This is a genomic window from Streptosporangium sp. NPDC006013, assembly GCF_040614275.1.
Taxonomy (GTDB): domain Bacteria; phylum Actinomycetota; class Actinomycetes; order Streptosporangiales; family Streptosporangiaceae; genus Streptosporangium.
Map to the genome: position 1 here is coordinate 1 of NZ_JBEXUE010000001.1, position 13102 is coordinate 13102.

Sequence of the window (13102 nt, forward strand, 5' to 3'; positions counted from 1 at the left end):
GGGGGGGGGGGGGGGGGCCGCGGGCCGGGCCGTTCGCCCCCCCCCGCGCCCCGACCCGACTCAACCGGCAGGTTCCACCGGACCGAGCCGGATGCCTTACTCCGGCGGACGGCCGGAAATCGTCAGGATCGCCAATTGAGGGATCGGGACACCGCGCCCCACGATGGGCACCCCGTGCCATCCGCCCGATGTGAGAGGTTCACATGTCTTCGAACGCCCTCGCCGTCTCGGTCGTCTATCCGTTGCAGATCCGCCATCCGGACGTGGTCGTGCCGTTCGCCGAGTTCGCGCTCCGTTCGGGGGCTGAACGCCTGTGGCTGGGCCAGTCGCTGAACGTGGACACCCATCTGGCGGCCGCCTACCTGGCCGGGCGCGGGCTGCGCGTGCCGATGGGCTCCAGCGTCACGCTGCTGCCGCTGCGCCATCCCTACCAGGCCGCAGTCGAGGCCAGGTCGCTGGCCGTGCTCACCGGCCGGCCGTACGTCGCGGGCTTCGGCGCCGGTGACCCGGAGTTCACGGCGAACCTGGCCGGCCGGCCGTACCGCAGCCCCCGGCGGGCGGTCGAGGAGTACCTGTCGGCGGTACGCGCCCTGCTCGACGGCCGGGCCGTCGAGCACGAGGGCGAGCACTTCACGGTGCACGGTATGTTGCTGCCCGCCGAGCATCCTGGGGTCGAGGTGGGCGCGGGCGTGCTGCAGCCCATGATGGCGCGTACGGCGGGGGCGGTCGCGGACGTCGCGATCACCTGGCTGGTGCCTGCCGGATATCTGGGCGGCGTCCTGGTCCCGGCGCTGCGGGCCGGGGCGCAGGGTCGTCCCCGGCCGCCCCGGGTGGTGTCCGTCGTGCACGTCGCGGTCGAGCGGCCGGGGCGGGACATCGGGCGGCTCGTCCGGGTGGCGACCGGCGCGCACCTGGAGGCCGGGCACTACGCCGACATGTTGCGCCGGGCGGGGATTGAACTGGCGGGTCTCGGCCCGGCGGATGTCTCCAGGGCACTGCTGGACGCCGGGGCGTTCGTGGCGGGCAAGCCCGACGAGATCGCGGCCGAACTGCGCCGGTTCCACGAGGCCGGCGCGGACGAGGTCGTGCTCAACTCCTGCGGCGTGCTGGCCACCGAGGGTCCCGGCGCGGCACTGGCCGACCTGGCCGATGTGCTGGCGGCCCTCGAGTAAATCGGCGTAATCGACAATAGAGCCATGTGGTCCTGAAATGTCAGGATGAATGTGTGTGACAGAGTCCGGCGCCGGAAGAGGAAAGCCGGGCGGGCCCCGACGGCTGAACGCCGGAAAGACCGCCCCGGATTTCCGCTCGTCACATGTGCCAGCCCATTTGGCCTCACGGCCAGAAATGAAAAGGTGGAGACACATGTCTGCTGTCAGGGACCAGTTCGACCTGGACGTCCGCGTCGCCAAGCCCGGGGACATCGCCGAGCCCGACTCGATCAGCGTGGTGACCCGTCTGGTCTGCACCCGTGTGACCTGCCGCAGCTGCACCTGCGTGAGCTGCATCACGCAGTGCCCGCTCGGCTGCTGGTAGTCCGCTGAAAGGGTCCGCCGCGCTGGAATCTCGGCGGCCCCGCCCGAGCCGCCGTGTCCGTGCAGAAAACTCGCGGGCACGGCGGCCGCACACCGCGGGAACGGCTCAGGTAAGACGGGTCGCGATTTCAGAAAGCCGTGCCATCCGAAAACGGCCATACGTCCGGCGAGCCGTCGGCGCGTCATGTGCGTCACGAATGACGGCCTCTGGAATCACGTCCCACAATATGCCGTCCGGCCCGCGAGCCAGGAATAAGGAAGCGTTTTCCGATCGTCGCGTCGGAAAGCCGTGTCCGGGGGTGTGGATGGATCCGCCGCGCTGGAATCACGGCGGGCCCACCACTGAAGCCGCCGTGCCCCGCCAACGCCTCACGCCGCGGGTACGGCAGCCACCTCTCATTAAAGCTTTTTCCACCGGCCCTGTCGCCCGAGGTGGCGATCAGGAGTCCGCCGACCGGCGTCCCGGCTCCCGGTTCGTTACCGGGATGCGCCCCTCACCAGGCCCGCCGGTTGCGCGACCCATAGGGAGATCCGTGAGCACACTTGTCGAATCCGGGCACGTCACCGAGGCGCTGTCCGAAGCGGCCAGGAAGACCGCCGAGCTCATCGCGCGCAGGCTCGCCGACCCCGAGGTGGTGCGGTTGGCCGTGGCCAGGTCCGAGCAGACCGCTCGGTACCCCTTCGGCTGGGGCGGTGCCTCCCTGTACTCGGGACACGGGAGCAGCGCGCTGCTGTTCCGCCAGGCCGCCAGGGCGCTGCCTGACGACGCCGAGTACTGGCGGGACCTCGCCCACGAACAGGTGGTCACCGCCGTGCGCAGCACTCACGAGGAGCCGCTGGCCGACGCCGGTATGGCCGCGGGCACGGCCGGTCTGGCGCTCGTCCTGGCCGACGCGGCGAGTGACGACCCGCGGTACGAGGCCGCCGCCCGCGGTCTGGACCGCAAGCTGGCCGACCAGGTGCTCACCACCCCGTCCTGGCGGCGCGCCGGGGGAGCCGGTGGAGTGGCCGACCACGACTACGACGTGATCGTGGGCGCCACGGGCAGCCTCACCAGGATGGCCGACGCGGACTCGGCCGAGCCCGTCGCCGCGGAGGCCGTCCGCCGACTGATCGACGATCTGCTGTGGCTGTGCGACGGGACGGGGGAACGCCGGCCGTGGTTCATACCGCCGGAGTTCTTCCCAGCGGAGGACTACCACGAGGCCTATCCGCACGGGTACGTCAACCTCGGCCTGGCCCACGGGATCCCCGGCCCGCTGGCCGCGCTGGCCCTTGCCCGGCGCGCCAGGCACGGCGGCGAGCCGGTGCGCGCCACGATCCGACAGGTGGCCGACTACCTCGTGGACGCCGCCATCGCCGACGAGCACGGCCCCAGCTGGGCCATGGGGATCCCGCTCGACGCCTCCGGCGCGGAGCACCGGCACGGTCTTGCCCCGGCCCGGGTCGCCTGGTGCTACGGCACCCCCGGAGTGGCCTGCGCCCTGCTGCACGCCGCCGACGCGCTGGACGACCACGCCCTGCGCCGGTTCGCGATCTCCGCGCTGGAAGGCGTGCTGCACAGGTTCGCCGGCGAGGGCCACTTCAGCTCGGCCACCCTGTGCCACGGAGCGGCCGGCCTGCTGGCGATCTGCGCGCGCTTCGCCAGGGACACCGACAGCGCCGTGGCGCGCCGGACGCTCCCCGCCCTCACCGAGGCCGTGCTGGAGCACTGCGACCCCGACCTGCCGCTCGGCGTCCAGGACCTCGAACAGCCGGGCGTCCTGCTGGACAGTCCCGGCCTGCTCACCGGTGCCGCGGGGGTGGCGCTCGCCCTGTGGTCGGTGTCCGTGTCGGCGTCCACCCGATGGGAACGGGCGCTGCTCATCAGCTGACCGAACCCGGCGACAGAGCGACGAGAGCGACGGAGAGGGCAACCGATGACGAACACCCCTGCATCCCGGCTGTACACCCCGGCCGGATTCTTCCTGCTGCGCGCCCCCATCATGCCCGTCCAGACGTTCACCGGCCTGCTCTCCGGTGACGGTGGCGCGGACGGCGCCAGGGAACGCCTCAGGTCGCTCAGTGAGCACCCCCGCTTTGTGCAGGCGCTGCACGTGGCCAGCCCGAGCATGACCGCGGGCCTCGCGCACCTGTCCGGCGCCGACGAGAAGCGCGTGGCCCGGGCCTACTCGACACTGCTGCGGTACGGGACCAGGATGGCGACCAGGCCGACGCCCTACGGCCTGTTCTCCGGCGTGGGCGGGGGCCGGTTCGCCGGGACCACCTCCCTCCACCTGGCACGCGACCCGCTGGCCCGCACCCGTACCCGGGCGGACGCCGGCTGGCTGCTGTCCCTCATCAAGGAACTGGAAGAGGACGACACGCTGCGCGACGGTCTGCACGTGGGCGTCAACCCGATGCTGTACCGGGTCGGGGACCGTGCGGTGCTGTCGTTCGCCGACGTGCACGGCACGGCCGACAACCGGCACGTGGGGTTCCGGGTCACGGCGCCGGTCGAGCTGGCGCTCGGCATGGCCGCCGTGCCGGGCACCACGTACGCCGAGATCGCCGAGCGGATCGCCACCGACGTGCCGGGCGCCACCCCGGACAGGGCCCGCGCCCTGCTGGCCCAGCTGTGGGACCTGCACGTGCTGATCAGCGATCTGCGGCCGGCGATGACCGCGCCGCTGTCCGAGCTGGATCTGCTCAAGCGGCTGGACGGCGTCGCGGGCACGGAGGCGGTGCGGGCCGGCCTCACCGAGGTCAGAGAACTCGCCGACGCGATCGACGACGCGCACGGTACGGCGGGGACCGCGGCGCTGGACCGGCTGTCCGCCCGGCAGCGCGCCATGACGCCCGGCAACACCCGGGAGACCTACCAGGTCGACGCCGCCCTCGCGGCACGCGGCGAGCTGTCCCGGCAGGTCGCCACCGTGGCGGCGGAGGCCACCGACGTGCTGCTGCGCCTCGGCGTCACCCGGCGCCGCCCGCACCACATCGTCGAGTACCACAGCGCCTTCCTGGAGCGGTACGGCGTGGACGCCGAGGTGCCGCTGCTGGAGGTGCTCAGCCCGGAGACCGGCCTCGACGCCCCGCCGACGTACACCATGCCGCCCCGTGCGGTCCCGCTCGCCGCGGTCCCCGAGGAGGACAGCCGGCGCAGGGACCTGGTGTTCGCCTCCCTGGCGGCCGACGCGCTGCACCGCGGGCTCGCCGAGATCGAGATCACCGATGACCTGCTCGCCCGGCTGACCGCCTGGCGGCCCCCGGGGGAGCGGACCGCGCTGCGGCCGTCGCTGGACATCTACGGGCAGATCGCGGCCGAGTCGCCGGCCGCGATCGACGCAGGGGAGTGGCGGTTCGTCGTCTCGCCGGGCGCGATGACCGACGGCGGTCGTACCTTCGGGCGGTTCTTCGACCTGTTGGACGAGGAGTCGGTGGCCCGGCTGCAGGAGTTCGCGCGCGCGGAGGAGGAACTGTACCCCGATGCGATCTTCGCCGAGCTGAGCTACGTGCCGCCGCATGGCAGGGGCGGGAACGTCACCTTCCATCCGCCGCTGCGCCGCTACGAGATCTGCATCAACACCTCGCCCTCGGTGGTCCCCGAGCACCGGATCGCGCTGGGCGACATCCTGGTGGGCGCCACCGCCGACCGCTTCTACCTGCGCTCGGCCCGGCTCGGCCAGGAGGTCTATGTCACCCAGGGCCACATGCTCTCCGCGCAGAACGCGCCGAACGTCTGCCGCCTGCTGATCGAGCTGTCCCAGGACGGCTTCATGCCGCACGTGGGCTTCGACTGGGGCCCCGTCGTGGCCGCGCCGTACCTGCCCAGGGTGGTCCGCGGCCGGGCGGTGCTGCACCCGGCGCAGTGGACGCTCACCTCCCGGATGCTGGGCGAGGGCGACTTCGGCGCCGGGCTGGCGCGGTGGCGGGAGACCTGGCGGGTGCCCAGGTACGTCTACCTGTCCTGGATGGACAACCGGCTGCTCCTGGACCTGGAACACCCGCTGTGCGCGGCCGAGCTTGAGGAGGAGCTGCGCAGGGCCGAGCGTGGCGGCGCGGGGAGCCCTCTGGTGCTCCAGGAGATGCTTCCCGGCGTGCCGGAGGCGTGGCTCGGCGACGACGCCGGCGGGCGGTACCTGAGCGAGATCGTGGTGCCCATGCTCGCCAGGGATCCGGCGCGGGTGCGCCGCCCCCCGATCTCGCAGGTGCCCCCCGCCGGCGCCCTGCCCGCCGTGCCCCGCCGCCGCCTGGTGGGCGACGAGTGGGTCTACCTCAAGCTGTACTCCGCGCTCAACCAGCACGACGACGTCATCGCCGGGCCGCTGCGGGAACTGGTCGCGGGGCTGCGCGCGGACGGCCTGATCGACCGCTGGTTCTACATCCGCTACTGCGACCCCGGCCCGCACCTGCGGGTGCGGGTGCGGGTGCGGGGCACGGACCCGGCGGACATCGCGCAGGTGACCACCCGGTGCATCGCCTGGGCGCGGGAGTGCGTCAGGGCCGGCCTCGCCGCGGACCTCGCCCTGGTGGGCTACGACAGGGAGATCGAACGGTACGGTGGCCCGCTGGCGATCGGCACTCTGGAGGAGGTCTTCACCGCCAACAGCGACGTGTCGGCCGAACTGGTGGCCCTGCTGCGGGCCGGCCTCCAGGGGCTGGAGCCCGACGTCCTCGCCGTCATGGCCGTGCACCACCTGTACCGCGACTGGGGCCTGGACCCGCTGCGGATCGCCGGCGACCAGGAGATGGACATCGCCGATCCGATCCGCAAGCGCTTCCGGCAGATCCAGCGCACCCTGTGCGACCTGGTCGAACCCTGGGACCGGCACCCCGATCCGGTCGCCAGGGCACACCTGGGCACGCTCCGCCAGGTCTTCGCGCTCCAGCGGGACACGCTGGCCGCCGCAGGCACACGGGTACGGAACCTGGCGGACGAGGGCCGCCTGGTCGGCGACGAGCGGCGCATCCTGGCGAGCCTGGCCCACATGCAGATCAACCGGCTACTCGGAATGGACCAGGACCGCGAGCGGGCCGCCCATGCGCTGTGGCTGCTCGCCATCCGGGCCGTGCGGGGACGCCCCGGCAGTGAACCTTTGTCAGACGTTTCTGGGTAACGGATCTGGAGACGCGGTCGCCGTCTCCACGGTGGCGGGTGGAAGAGGTTCGGTGAGGAGAAGATGATGGTGTCGGACACGCAATCTGGCCGGCAGGGAAAGTACTGGGCGCGCGCCCTGCGGCTGCTGTGGGAGGTCAACCCGCGGCACGTGGTGGGGGTCCTCACGCTGACGGCGGTGACCTCGGTCATCCCGGCCGTCAACGTGTACCTCACGGCGACGGCCGTGCAGGCCGTGGCGGACGCGGTGACCGATGGCGACGGGTTGCGCACGGCGCTGTGGGCCGGTGGCACGCTGGCCGGCCTCATGGCGCTCGCGCACTTCTTCGCGGTCGGCCGCAACTACCTTGAGACGCTCCTGCAGTACCGGATGGCCAACCAGGTCAACGAGCGCATCATGGCCAAGGCCATCCGCCTCCAGTTGCGCCACTTCGAGGACCCCACGACCTACGACGGTCTCCAGCGGGCGACCCGTGAGGCCGGGTTCCGGCCGTACCAGATCTTCGCCGACCTGATCGCGGTCACCTCCAACGCCGTCTCCCTGGTGTCGGTGAGCGTGGTGCTGCTGTCCTGGGACGTGCGGGTCGCGCTGGTGGTGCTGCTCGCCCCGGTGCCGACCATGGTGGCCAACCTGTTCTTCGGCAGGCTCGGCTGGAAGATCGAGCACGACCGTTCCGCGGACCGGCGCCGTACGACGTACCTGCAGTACCTCGTGACGACCGACCGAACATTCAAGGAGACCCGCCTGTTCGACCTCGGCCCGCTCTTCCTGGAGCGGTTCCGGGCGATGGTGGGCCGGTTCTACGCGGTGGACCGCCAACTGGAGGGCCGGCAGGCCGTGGCGTCGGCGCTGCTCGGCCTGCTGAGCGTGGCCGCGGCCGGCGGGGCGGTGCTGTTCGCGGTGTCCACCACGGTCGGCACCGGCCAGGTGGGTCAGTTCGCGGGGTACATCGCGGCGATCACGTTGGTGCAGGGCGCGCTGGGATCGCTGTTCGGCGGCATCGCCCAGCTGTACGAGCACAACCTGTTCCTGGGCAACCTGTTCTCCTTCCTGGACATCCCGGAGGACGCGCTCCCCAGCGGCAGCAGGCCGTTCCCCGCCACCCTGACCAAGGGCGTGCAGTTCAGGAACGTCACCTTCGCCTACCCCGGTACCGACACCCCCGTGCTGTCGAACCTGAACCTGTTCCTGCCCGCCGGCCAGTGCGTGGCCCTGGTCGGCCAGAACGGCGCCGGCAAGACCACCCTGGTCAAGCTCCTGGCCAGGTTCTACGCGCCGACCGGCGGCGAGATACTGATCGACGGCCACCCGATCGAGGAGTACGACCTGGAGGAGCTGCGCCGCAACGTCGGCGTGATCTTCCAGGACTTCGTGCAGTACGAGGCGTCGGCCAGGGAGAACATCGGCTTCGGCAGGGTGGCGGCGCTGGACGACAACGAGGCCGTCCGGCGGGCCGCCGGCCAGGCGGGCGCCCTGCCGTTCATCGACGAGCTGCCCAAGGGGCTCGACACCCAGCTGGGACGGTGGTTCGAGGGCGGCAGGCAGCTGTCGGGAGGGGAGTGGCAGAAGGTCGCGCTGGCCCGCGCCTTCCTGCGGAACGCGCCGATTGTGGTCCTCGACGAGCCGACCGCCGCGATCGACGCCGAGGCGGAGGCCGAGATCTTCGGCCAGATGACCCGCCTGACCGACCGGTCGACCACGCTCATGATCGCCCATCGGTTCTCCACGGTGCGGGTGGCCGACCACATCGTGGTCATCGACCACGGCAAGGTGCTCGAAGAGGGCACCCACGCGGAGTTGATGGACCGGGACGGCGTCTACGCCAAGTTGTTCAGGCTCCAGGCGGCCGGCTACCTCGACCAGCCCGTCGAGGCCAGGGCCTGAGTACGCGTACCGCCCGGCCGGGGACGCCTGGCCGAGCGCTACGCGGGGGTCACCGGCGTGGCCAGGTGACCGCGGCGAACACCACGGAGCAGACCAGGAAGCCCGCCGACACCACGGCCAGCCCGCCCCAGAAGGAGCTCGTCGTCGAGCCGAGGTCGAGGCCCAGGCCGACCGTGGTGAGCAGGCCGGCGATCACGCCCAGGACCAGGCCGGGAATGTAGTGTCTGGGCCGGTACGCGAGGGCGCCGACCATCGGCAGGATCAGGGGGACCAGGGCGATCCCCCAGCCGGCCCGAGGCTCGCCGAACAAGGCGATCCGCAGCGCGGACACAGCCGCCGCGATGCCGATCGCGAACACGGTCCAGATCACGAGCTTGACGGGACCGTATTGGCGGTCGGACTCTCCGGCGGTGTAGGCGCCCGGGCCGAACATCCAATAGGAGAACAGGTCGGCGACCATCTCACCGACGCCGGTCTTCCAATCTTGGAGGTTCTCGCCATCCTTCTCGTCATCCTTCTCGCCATCGGTGCCGAGGGGCATTCTGCTTCCTTCGTCATGGGCCGTCGCATCAATTCGAGGGCCACAATAGTGCTTCTCCCCGGTGGCACGCGGGCGTCGTGTCCACCGGCCTCCCGTTGAGTGTGGAAACGTCCGTGAAATACCCGCTAGAATCCCTCAGAAACCCGTCCTCATCCGTCCCGGCCGCCAAAAGCGCCACTCGAAGTTCGCAGTTCCGGGCCAGGGGATGTGCTGCTGCAATTGTGCTGTCCCGCCAGCGGGACACGATCATGGACGGAACGACCTTGAAGGCTATCGCCGGCTTCGCGCCGGTTGATCACGGCACTGCACGCGCACCGGTCAAGACCGAAGCGGCCGGGCCGGCCGTGCGTTCCATCCGCGCCCCGATGCTCCGCCTGGCCCGGGAGAACCCCGGGTGGGGGTACCGGCGCGTGCACGGCGAACTACTCGTGCTCGGGGTGAAGGGGGTCGCCTCAACCCCGGCATAACAGGCCACCCCCGATAATTGTTCTTATCCCGGCACCGGGATAAGAACAAGAAGGTCGTCGGCCGTAAGCGGGGTGTCGTCACCGACGCGCCCGGCGTCATTCTCGCCATGATGGTCACTGCCGCAAGCCTGTCCGACAACATCATCGGAATACGACTGCTAAAATAGCTACCCGACGATATCCGGAGCCTGGGCCGGCGCCGGCTTCAAAAACACCGCGACCGAACACGGTGCCAAGCTTGGCGCCGACGTCGAAGTCGTCTCCGGAAACATCCGGACTCGAGGTGTTCACGTCGTCGAGCGAAGTCCGGGCCGGCTCATGTCATACCGCCGCCTGGCCCGCGACTGTGAAACCCTCCCCGCCGGTTTCCAAGCCATGATCCACACTGTCCCGATCAACAACCTCGCCAAACGCATAACAGACGAGACCACCCCAACCTGGCAAAGCACCTACTGGCAGCTCCTTGCTGACTTTCACGTGATCTTGCCGGGAAGATACCGAAGGCCTTGCCGCGCCGGGCGAGATCGGGCCTGTCCCGGAACCATGCGATCGCGAACAGAGCCTGAACCCGGCAGGTCGGCGCCCTGGAGCCCGTCCTGGTGCCGCGACTCTGGTGTTCGGTGCGCAGTAGGCCGACGACGAACTGATCAGTTCACGGGAGACGTCGAGCATGGCTCGATAGGCGATCACGTGGAGCCTTCTGGTAGTGGAGAGATCTTATGGTGAGACCTCTTCCACCGGAGGCTGCACGCCTATTTCGGGGCGTAGCGATCTGTCTGCGTGTCTACTCGAACGGCATGCCCGAGCTACGGAAAACCCTTCTATCCGAATCGGATTCCACTGAGAAAACGTCACTACAACATAAGGTGTAATCTACTCAAATCAAACGCCCTTCAAGCTGAATCGTGAGCATGCGTGCCAGGAGTTCCGGACACAGGCGGATCGCGCTCCACGACCCGTGGCGGTTGGAACTCCGTCACGTTACCTGATCGCGAAAATATCAGCAATCACTACAAATCTTATAAAAGGATGTTAGTCTCCCGAATGTCTGATCGCACCTATGCAGGGGCTAGGGAGTTATGACGCATTCATTATGGTATCTGGCGGTGCTTGCCAGGAGTCCTGGGAACTTTCACGCGCCCCTCCAAGCCTGGTCGGGCCTTTCGGAAAAGCGTGAGCGAACCGGCCGTCCATGACCGGGGAGGGAGGACCGCGGACTCGTCCTGGGCCAAGGGGCGGTCGCCGAGGAGTTCTCCGAACCGAGGGGGGAGCCGGTCGACGTTGCGGTGGAGCGGCTGATTGAGACGACACCGGCGGTAGAGCATGGCCTCTTCCCTCCTTCCCGTGGGTCCTTGGCGGTAGCCGGATGCGCATCGACCACTCGATGCGATCCGTACAGAGCCCATGGGTCTCCATGGCCGACTTCGCCGGACAGGTCGGCGCAGTCCTCACCGTGTTCCTGTCGCCAGTCGCGGTCACTCATGAGCGACGATGGCGAGGGGGTCGTCGGGCGAGGCGGGCGGGTCCCGCTCCTCATCGAGCCGGCCGCTTAACGCCCGGTTCATCCCTACGTGCCGGCGGCAGGGATCCTCCTGCATGCCACGCGCTCCTCATGGGACACGGCAACTCGCTCGCCGTGATCAGCAATCCGATCCTCTGATCTAAATCCTGTGCAAGATACGGCCGATACTTCGGAACAGGGAGACGCGTGGAGACCATGATTAGCGCGCCGGAACCAGGGTGGGTAAACGCGTTGGGGTTCCTGGACCGACTGACGCCGCGGGAACTGGAGGTGTTCCTCCTGCTGGCCGACGGCGGGTCGAACCAGGAGATCGCGGACAGGCTCATCGTGAGCGAACGGACGGTACGCGCCCACCTGGCGCAGATCATGTCAAAGCTCCAGTTCGCCAACCGCCTGCAGGCGTGCATGGCGTCCTACACACACCGCCTAAGCCGCCCGGATGGCGAGCCGACGAAGCACGAATATCATCGCCAATGAGAATTGTCGGTCCGCACGAAATGATTGCCGTGTCGTTGAACTCCGGTAGCCGGGAGGAGGAATTCATGAAGGTTTACCAGGCTCCCGCACTCGTCGCGCGCGGCTCCTTCGCGGCCGATACCGCCGGCTCCGGCTGCTGGGTAGGTGACCAGCTCGTGGGCCGTCTCATTGCGGAGGCGGTGGCGTGATCGGTGTTCTGGTCGCCGACGACCAGAAGAGCGTCGGGCACGGTTTCGCCGCGGCGCTGAACGCCCGGCCGGACATCACCGTCGTGGGCACCGCCGCGGATGGGGCCGAGGCGGTACGGCCGGCCAGGGAGTCCCGGCCCGACGTGGCGTTGGGCGAAGTATCGTCTGGCCATGGCCGATGATCCGCTGGAGTCGCTGCGCCGGCTCTGCCTCGCGCTCCCCGAGACCACCGAACGACTCAGCCACGGCGAGCCGACCTGGTTCGTCGGCGGCAGGAAGACGTTCGTGATGTACGCCGACCACCACCACGACGACCGGCTCGCCTTCTGGTGCGCCGCCTCGCCCGGCGTCCAGGAGGCCCTGGTCGCCGAGGCTCCCGAGCGCTTCTTCCGTCCGCCGTACGTAGGTCACCGCGGCTGGCTCGGCGTCCGTCTCGACGTTCCCCAGGACTGGACCGAGATCGCCGAGATCGTCGGGGACGCCTACCGGGCCGTCGCGCCCAAGCGCCTGGTCACCCGCCTGGAGTGAGTGGGGCCTACCCGAAGGCGGCGGTACGGAACGACGCGGGTGTGACCGCTGCTTCGCAGGGGGCGAGGCCGTGCATCGACCGGTCGGAACCTGTGAACGCCGAGACCCGCGACGCGTCGGCCAGGGCCACCGTCGCCGACGGTTGACGTCACCAGTCCGCGGCGTCCACGGCCTCCCGGCGCAGCAGGTCTCCCGGCTGGCAGCGGCATCGCCGCCACATCGTACGCACGTGGCGGGCGAGGATCGCCCGGCGGCGAACGGACCGGTGTCGGGCAGCGTGCGCGTTACGGGCAATCGAAGGTGGGGCGGATTGGGTGCCATGGACAGGGTGTTGATCTCGGGCATCTCCGGATCCGGAAAGACGACGCTGGCCGTGGCGCTGTCGGCCGCGCTGAAGTTACCCCGGTTCGAGCTCGACGCTCTTCATCATGGGCCGGGCTGGGGGAAGCGGCCGGAGTTCGTGTCCGACGTGGAGGCGTTCTCGGCCGGGCCGCGCTGGGTGACCGAGGACCAGTATCACGGCGCCCTGGGGGATCTGCTGTGGCGGCGCGCGGACACGGTGATCTGGCTGGATCTCCCCCGTTCGGCCATCATGCTGCGGGTCGTGCGGCGCTCGATCGTCCGAGCGGTCACGCGACGCGAGCTGTGGAACGGCAACCGGGAGAGCTTTCGCGACTGGCTGGACGCCGGGCATCCCATCCGCTGGGCCTGGTCGCAGTACGAACGCAGGAGAGACGAGACCGCCGACCGCATCACCCGGCATCCTGATCTCAGAGTCGTCCATCTGCGCACGAGTGGCGAGGTCCGCCACTGGCGAGCCGGGATAACGGGGGCGAGACCGGCCCCATGACAGCCCGCACT

Annotated in this window: 11 protein-coding genes and 1 pseudogene; 11 read left to right on the plus strand and 1 reads right to left on the minus strand. The window is 69.8% G+C overall.

The genetic code is table 11. The features are described 5' to 3' along the window. Positions 1–203: 203 nt before the first annotated feature. The 5 genes from ABZ260_RS00005 to ABZ260_RS00025 all read left to right on the plus strand — a co-directional run bounded on the left by ABZ260_RS00005 (position 204) and on the right by ABZ260_RS00025 (position 8518). A complete protein-coding gene (locus ABZ260_RS00005) occupies positions 204–1172 on the plus strand; it encodes an LLM class flavin-dependent oxidoreductase (protein ID WP_355610578.1) in 969 nt (322 codons plus the stop codon). A 193-nt stretch (positions 1173–1365) separates the two neighbouring features. Then, a complete protein-coding gene (locus tag ABZ260_RS00010; protein WP_350911992.1) occupies positions 1366–1536 on the plus strand; it encodes an FDLD family class I lanthipeptide in 171 nt (56 codons plus the stop codon). Positions 1537–2068: 532 nt separating this feature from the next. Beyond that, positions 2069–3409 carry a lanthionine synthetase C family protein gene (locus ABZ260_RS00015; RefSeq protein ID WP_355610581.1) on the plus strand — a complete coding sequence of 447 codons (1341 nt, stop codon included), beginning with the start codon at positions 2069–2071 and terminating at the stop codon, positions 3407–3409. A 45-nt stretch (positions 3410–3454) separates the two neighbouring features. Beyond that, positions 3455–6634 (plus strand): lantibiotic dehydratase, encoded by a 3180-nt coding sequence (locus tag ABZ260_RS00020; RefSeq protein ID WP_355610584.1) that lies wholly within the window; start codon positions 3455–3457, stop codon positions 6632–6634. Between the two features lie 63 nt (positions 6635–6697). Next, a complete protein-coding gene (locus tag ABZ260_RS00025; RefSeq protein ID WP_355610587.1) occupies positions 6698–8518 on the plus strand; it encodes an ABC transporter ATP-binding protein in 1821 nt (606 codons plus the stop codon). A 49-nt stretch (positions 8519–8567) separates the two neighbouring features. Here the strand turns inward: ABZ260_RS00025 and ABZ260_RS00030 are convergent, their stop codons facing one another. Next, a complete protein-coding gene (locus ABZ260_RS00030; protein WP_355610590.1) occupies positions 8568–9059 on the minus strand; it encodes a hypothetical protein in 492 nt (163 codons plus the stop codon). A 514-nt stretch (positions 9060–9573) separates the two neighbouring features. Here ABZ260_RS00030 and ABZ260_RS00035 point away from each other — a divergent pair. The 6 genes and pseudogenes from ABZ260_RS00035 to ABZ260_RS00060 all read left to right on the plus strand — a co-directional run. Then, a pseudogene (locus ABZ260_RS00035) lies at positions 9574–9979 on the plus strand (IS5/IS1182 family transposase); the annotation flags it as partial. A 1264-nt stretch (positions 9980–11243) separates the two neighbouring features. Beyond that, complete coding sequence (locus tag ABZ260_RS00040) at positions 11244–11525, plus strand: helix-turn-helix transcriptional regulator (protein WP_355610835.1); 282 nt, start codon at positions 11244–11246, stop codon at positions 11523–11525. A gap of 65 nt (positions 11526–11590) precedes the next feature. After that, the gene (locus tag ABZ260_RS00045; protein ID WP_355610592.1) at positions 11591–11713 is read left to right on the plus strand and encodes a keywimysin-related RiPP; all 123 of its coding nucleotides are present in this window, start codon (positions 11591–11593) and stop codon (positions 11711–11713) included. Further along, positions 11710–11895, plus strand: coding sequence for a hypothetical protein (locus ABZ260_RS00050; RefSeq protein ID WP_355610595.1), 186 nt, complete (start codon positions 11710–11712; stop codon positions 11893–11895). The genes ABZ260_RS00045 and ABZ260_RS00050 overlap by 4 nt, the downstream gene beginning before the upstream one ends. Next, positions 11885–12241 carry an MmcQ/YjbR family DNA-binding protein gene (locus ABZ260_RS00055; RefSeq protein ID WP_355610598.1) on the plus strand — a complete coding sequence of 119 codons (357 nt, stop codon included), beginning with the start codon at positions 11885–11887 and terminating at the stop codon, positions 12239–12241. Before ABZ260_RS00050 ends, ABZ260_RS00055 begins: the two co-directional genes overlap by 11 nt. A gap of 319 nt (positions 12242–12560) precedes the next feature. Next, complete coding sequence (locus ABZ260_RS00060; RefSeq protein WP_355610600.1) at positions 12561–13091, plus strand: hypothetical protein; 531 nt, start codon at positions 12561–12563, stop codon at positions 13089–13091. Positions 13092–13102 lie beyond the last annotated feature (11 nt).

Coding starts and splice junctions, on each gene's coding strand:
- ABZ260_RS00060 (WP_355610600.1), top strand. CDS start 12,561: ATGGACAGGGTGTTGATCTCGGGCATCTCCGGATCCGGAAAGACGACG.
- ABZ260_RS00045 (WP_355610592.1), top strand. CDS start 11,591: ATGAAGGTTTACCAGGCTCCCGCACTCGTCGCGCGCGGCTCCTTCGCG.
- ABZ260_RS00005 (WP_355610578.1), top strand. CDS start 204: ATGTCTTCGAACGCCCTCGCCGTCTCGGTCGTCTATCCGTTGCAGATC.
- ABZ260_RS00055 (WP_355610598.1), top strand. CDS start 11,885: ATGGCCGATGATCCGCTGGAGTCGCTGCGCCGGCTCTGCCTCGCGCTC.
- ABZ260_RS00025 (WP_355610587.1), top strand. CDS start 6,698: ATGATGGTGTCGGACACGCAATCTGGCCGGCAGGGAAAGTACTGGGCG.
- ABZ260_RS00030 (WP_355610590.1), bottom strand. CDS start 9,059: ATGCCCCTCGGCACCGATGGCGAGAAGGATGACGAGAAGGATGGCGAG.
- ABZ260_RS00040 (WP_355610835.1), top strand. CDS start 11,244: ATGATTAGCGCGCCGGAACCAGGGTGGGTAAACGCGTTGGGGTTCCTG.
- ABZ260_RS00020 (WP_355610584.1), top strand. CDS start 3,455: ATGACGAACACCCCTGCATCCCGGCTGTACACCCCGGCCGGATTCTTC.
- ABZ260_RS00010 (WP_350911992.1), top strand. CDS start 1,366: ATGTCTGCTGTCAGGGACCAGTTCGACCTGGACGTCCGCGTCGCCAAG.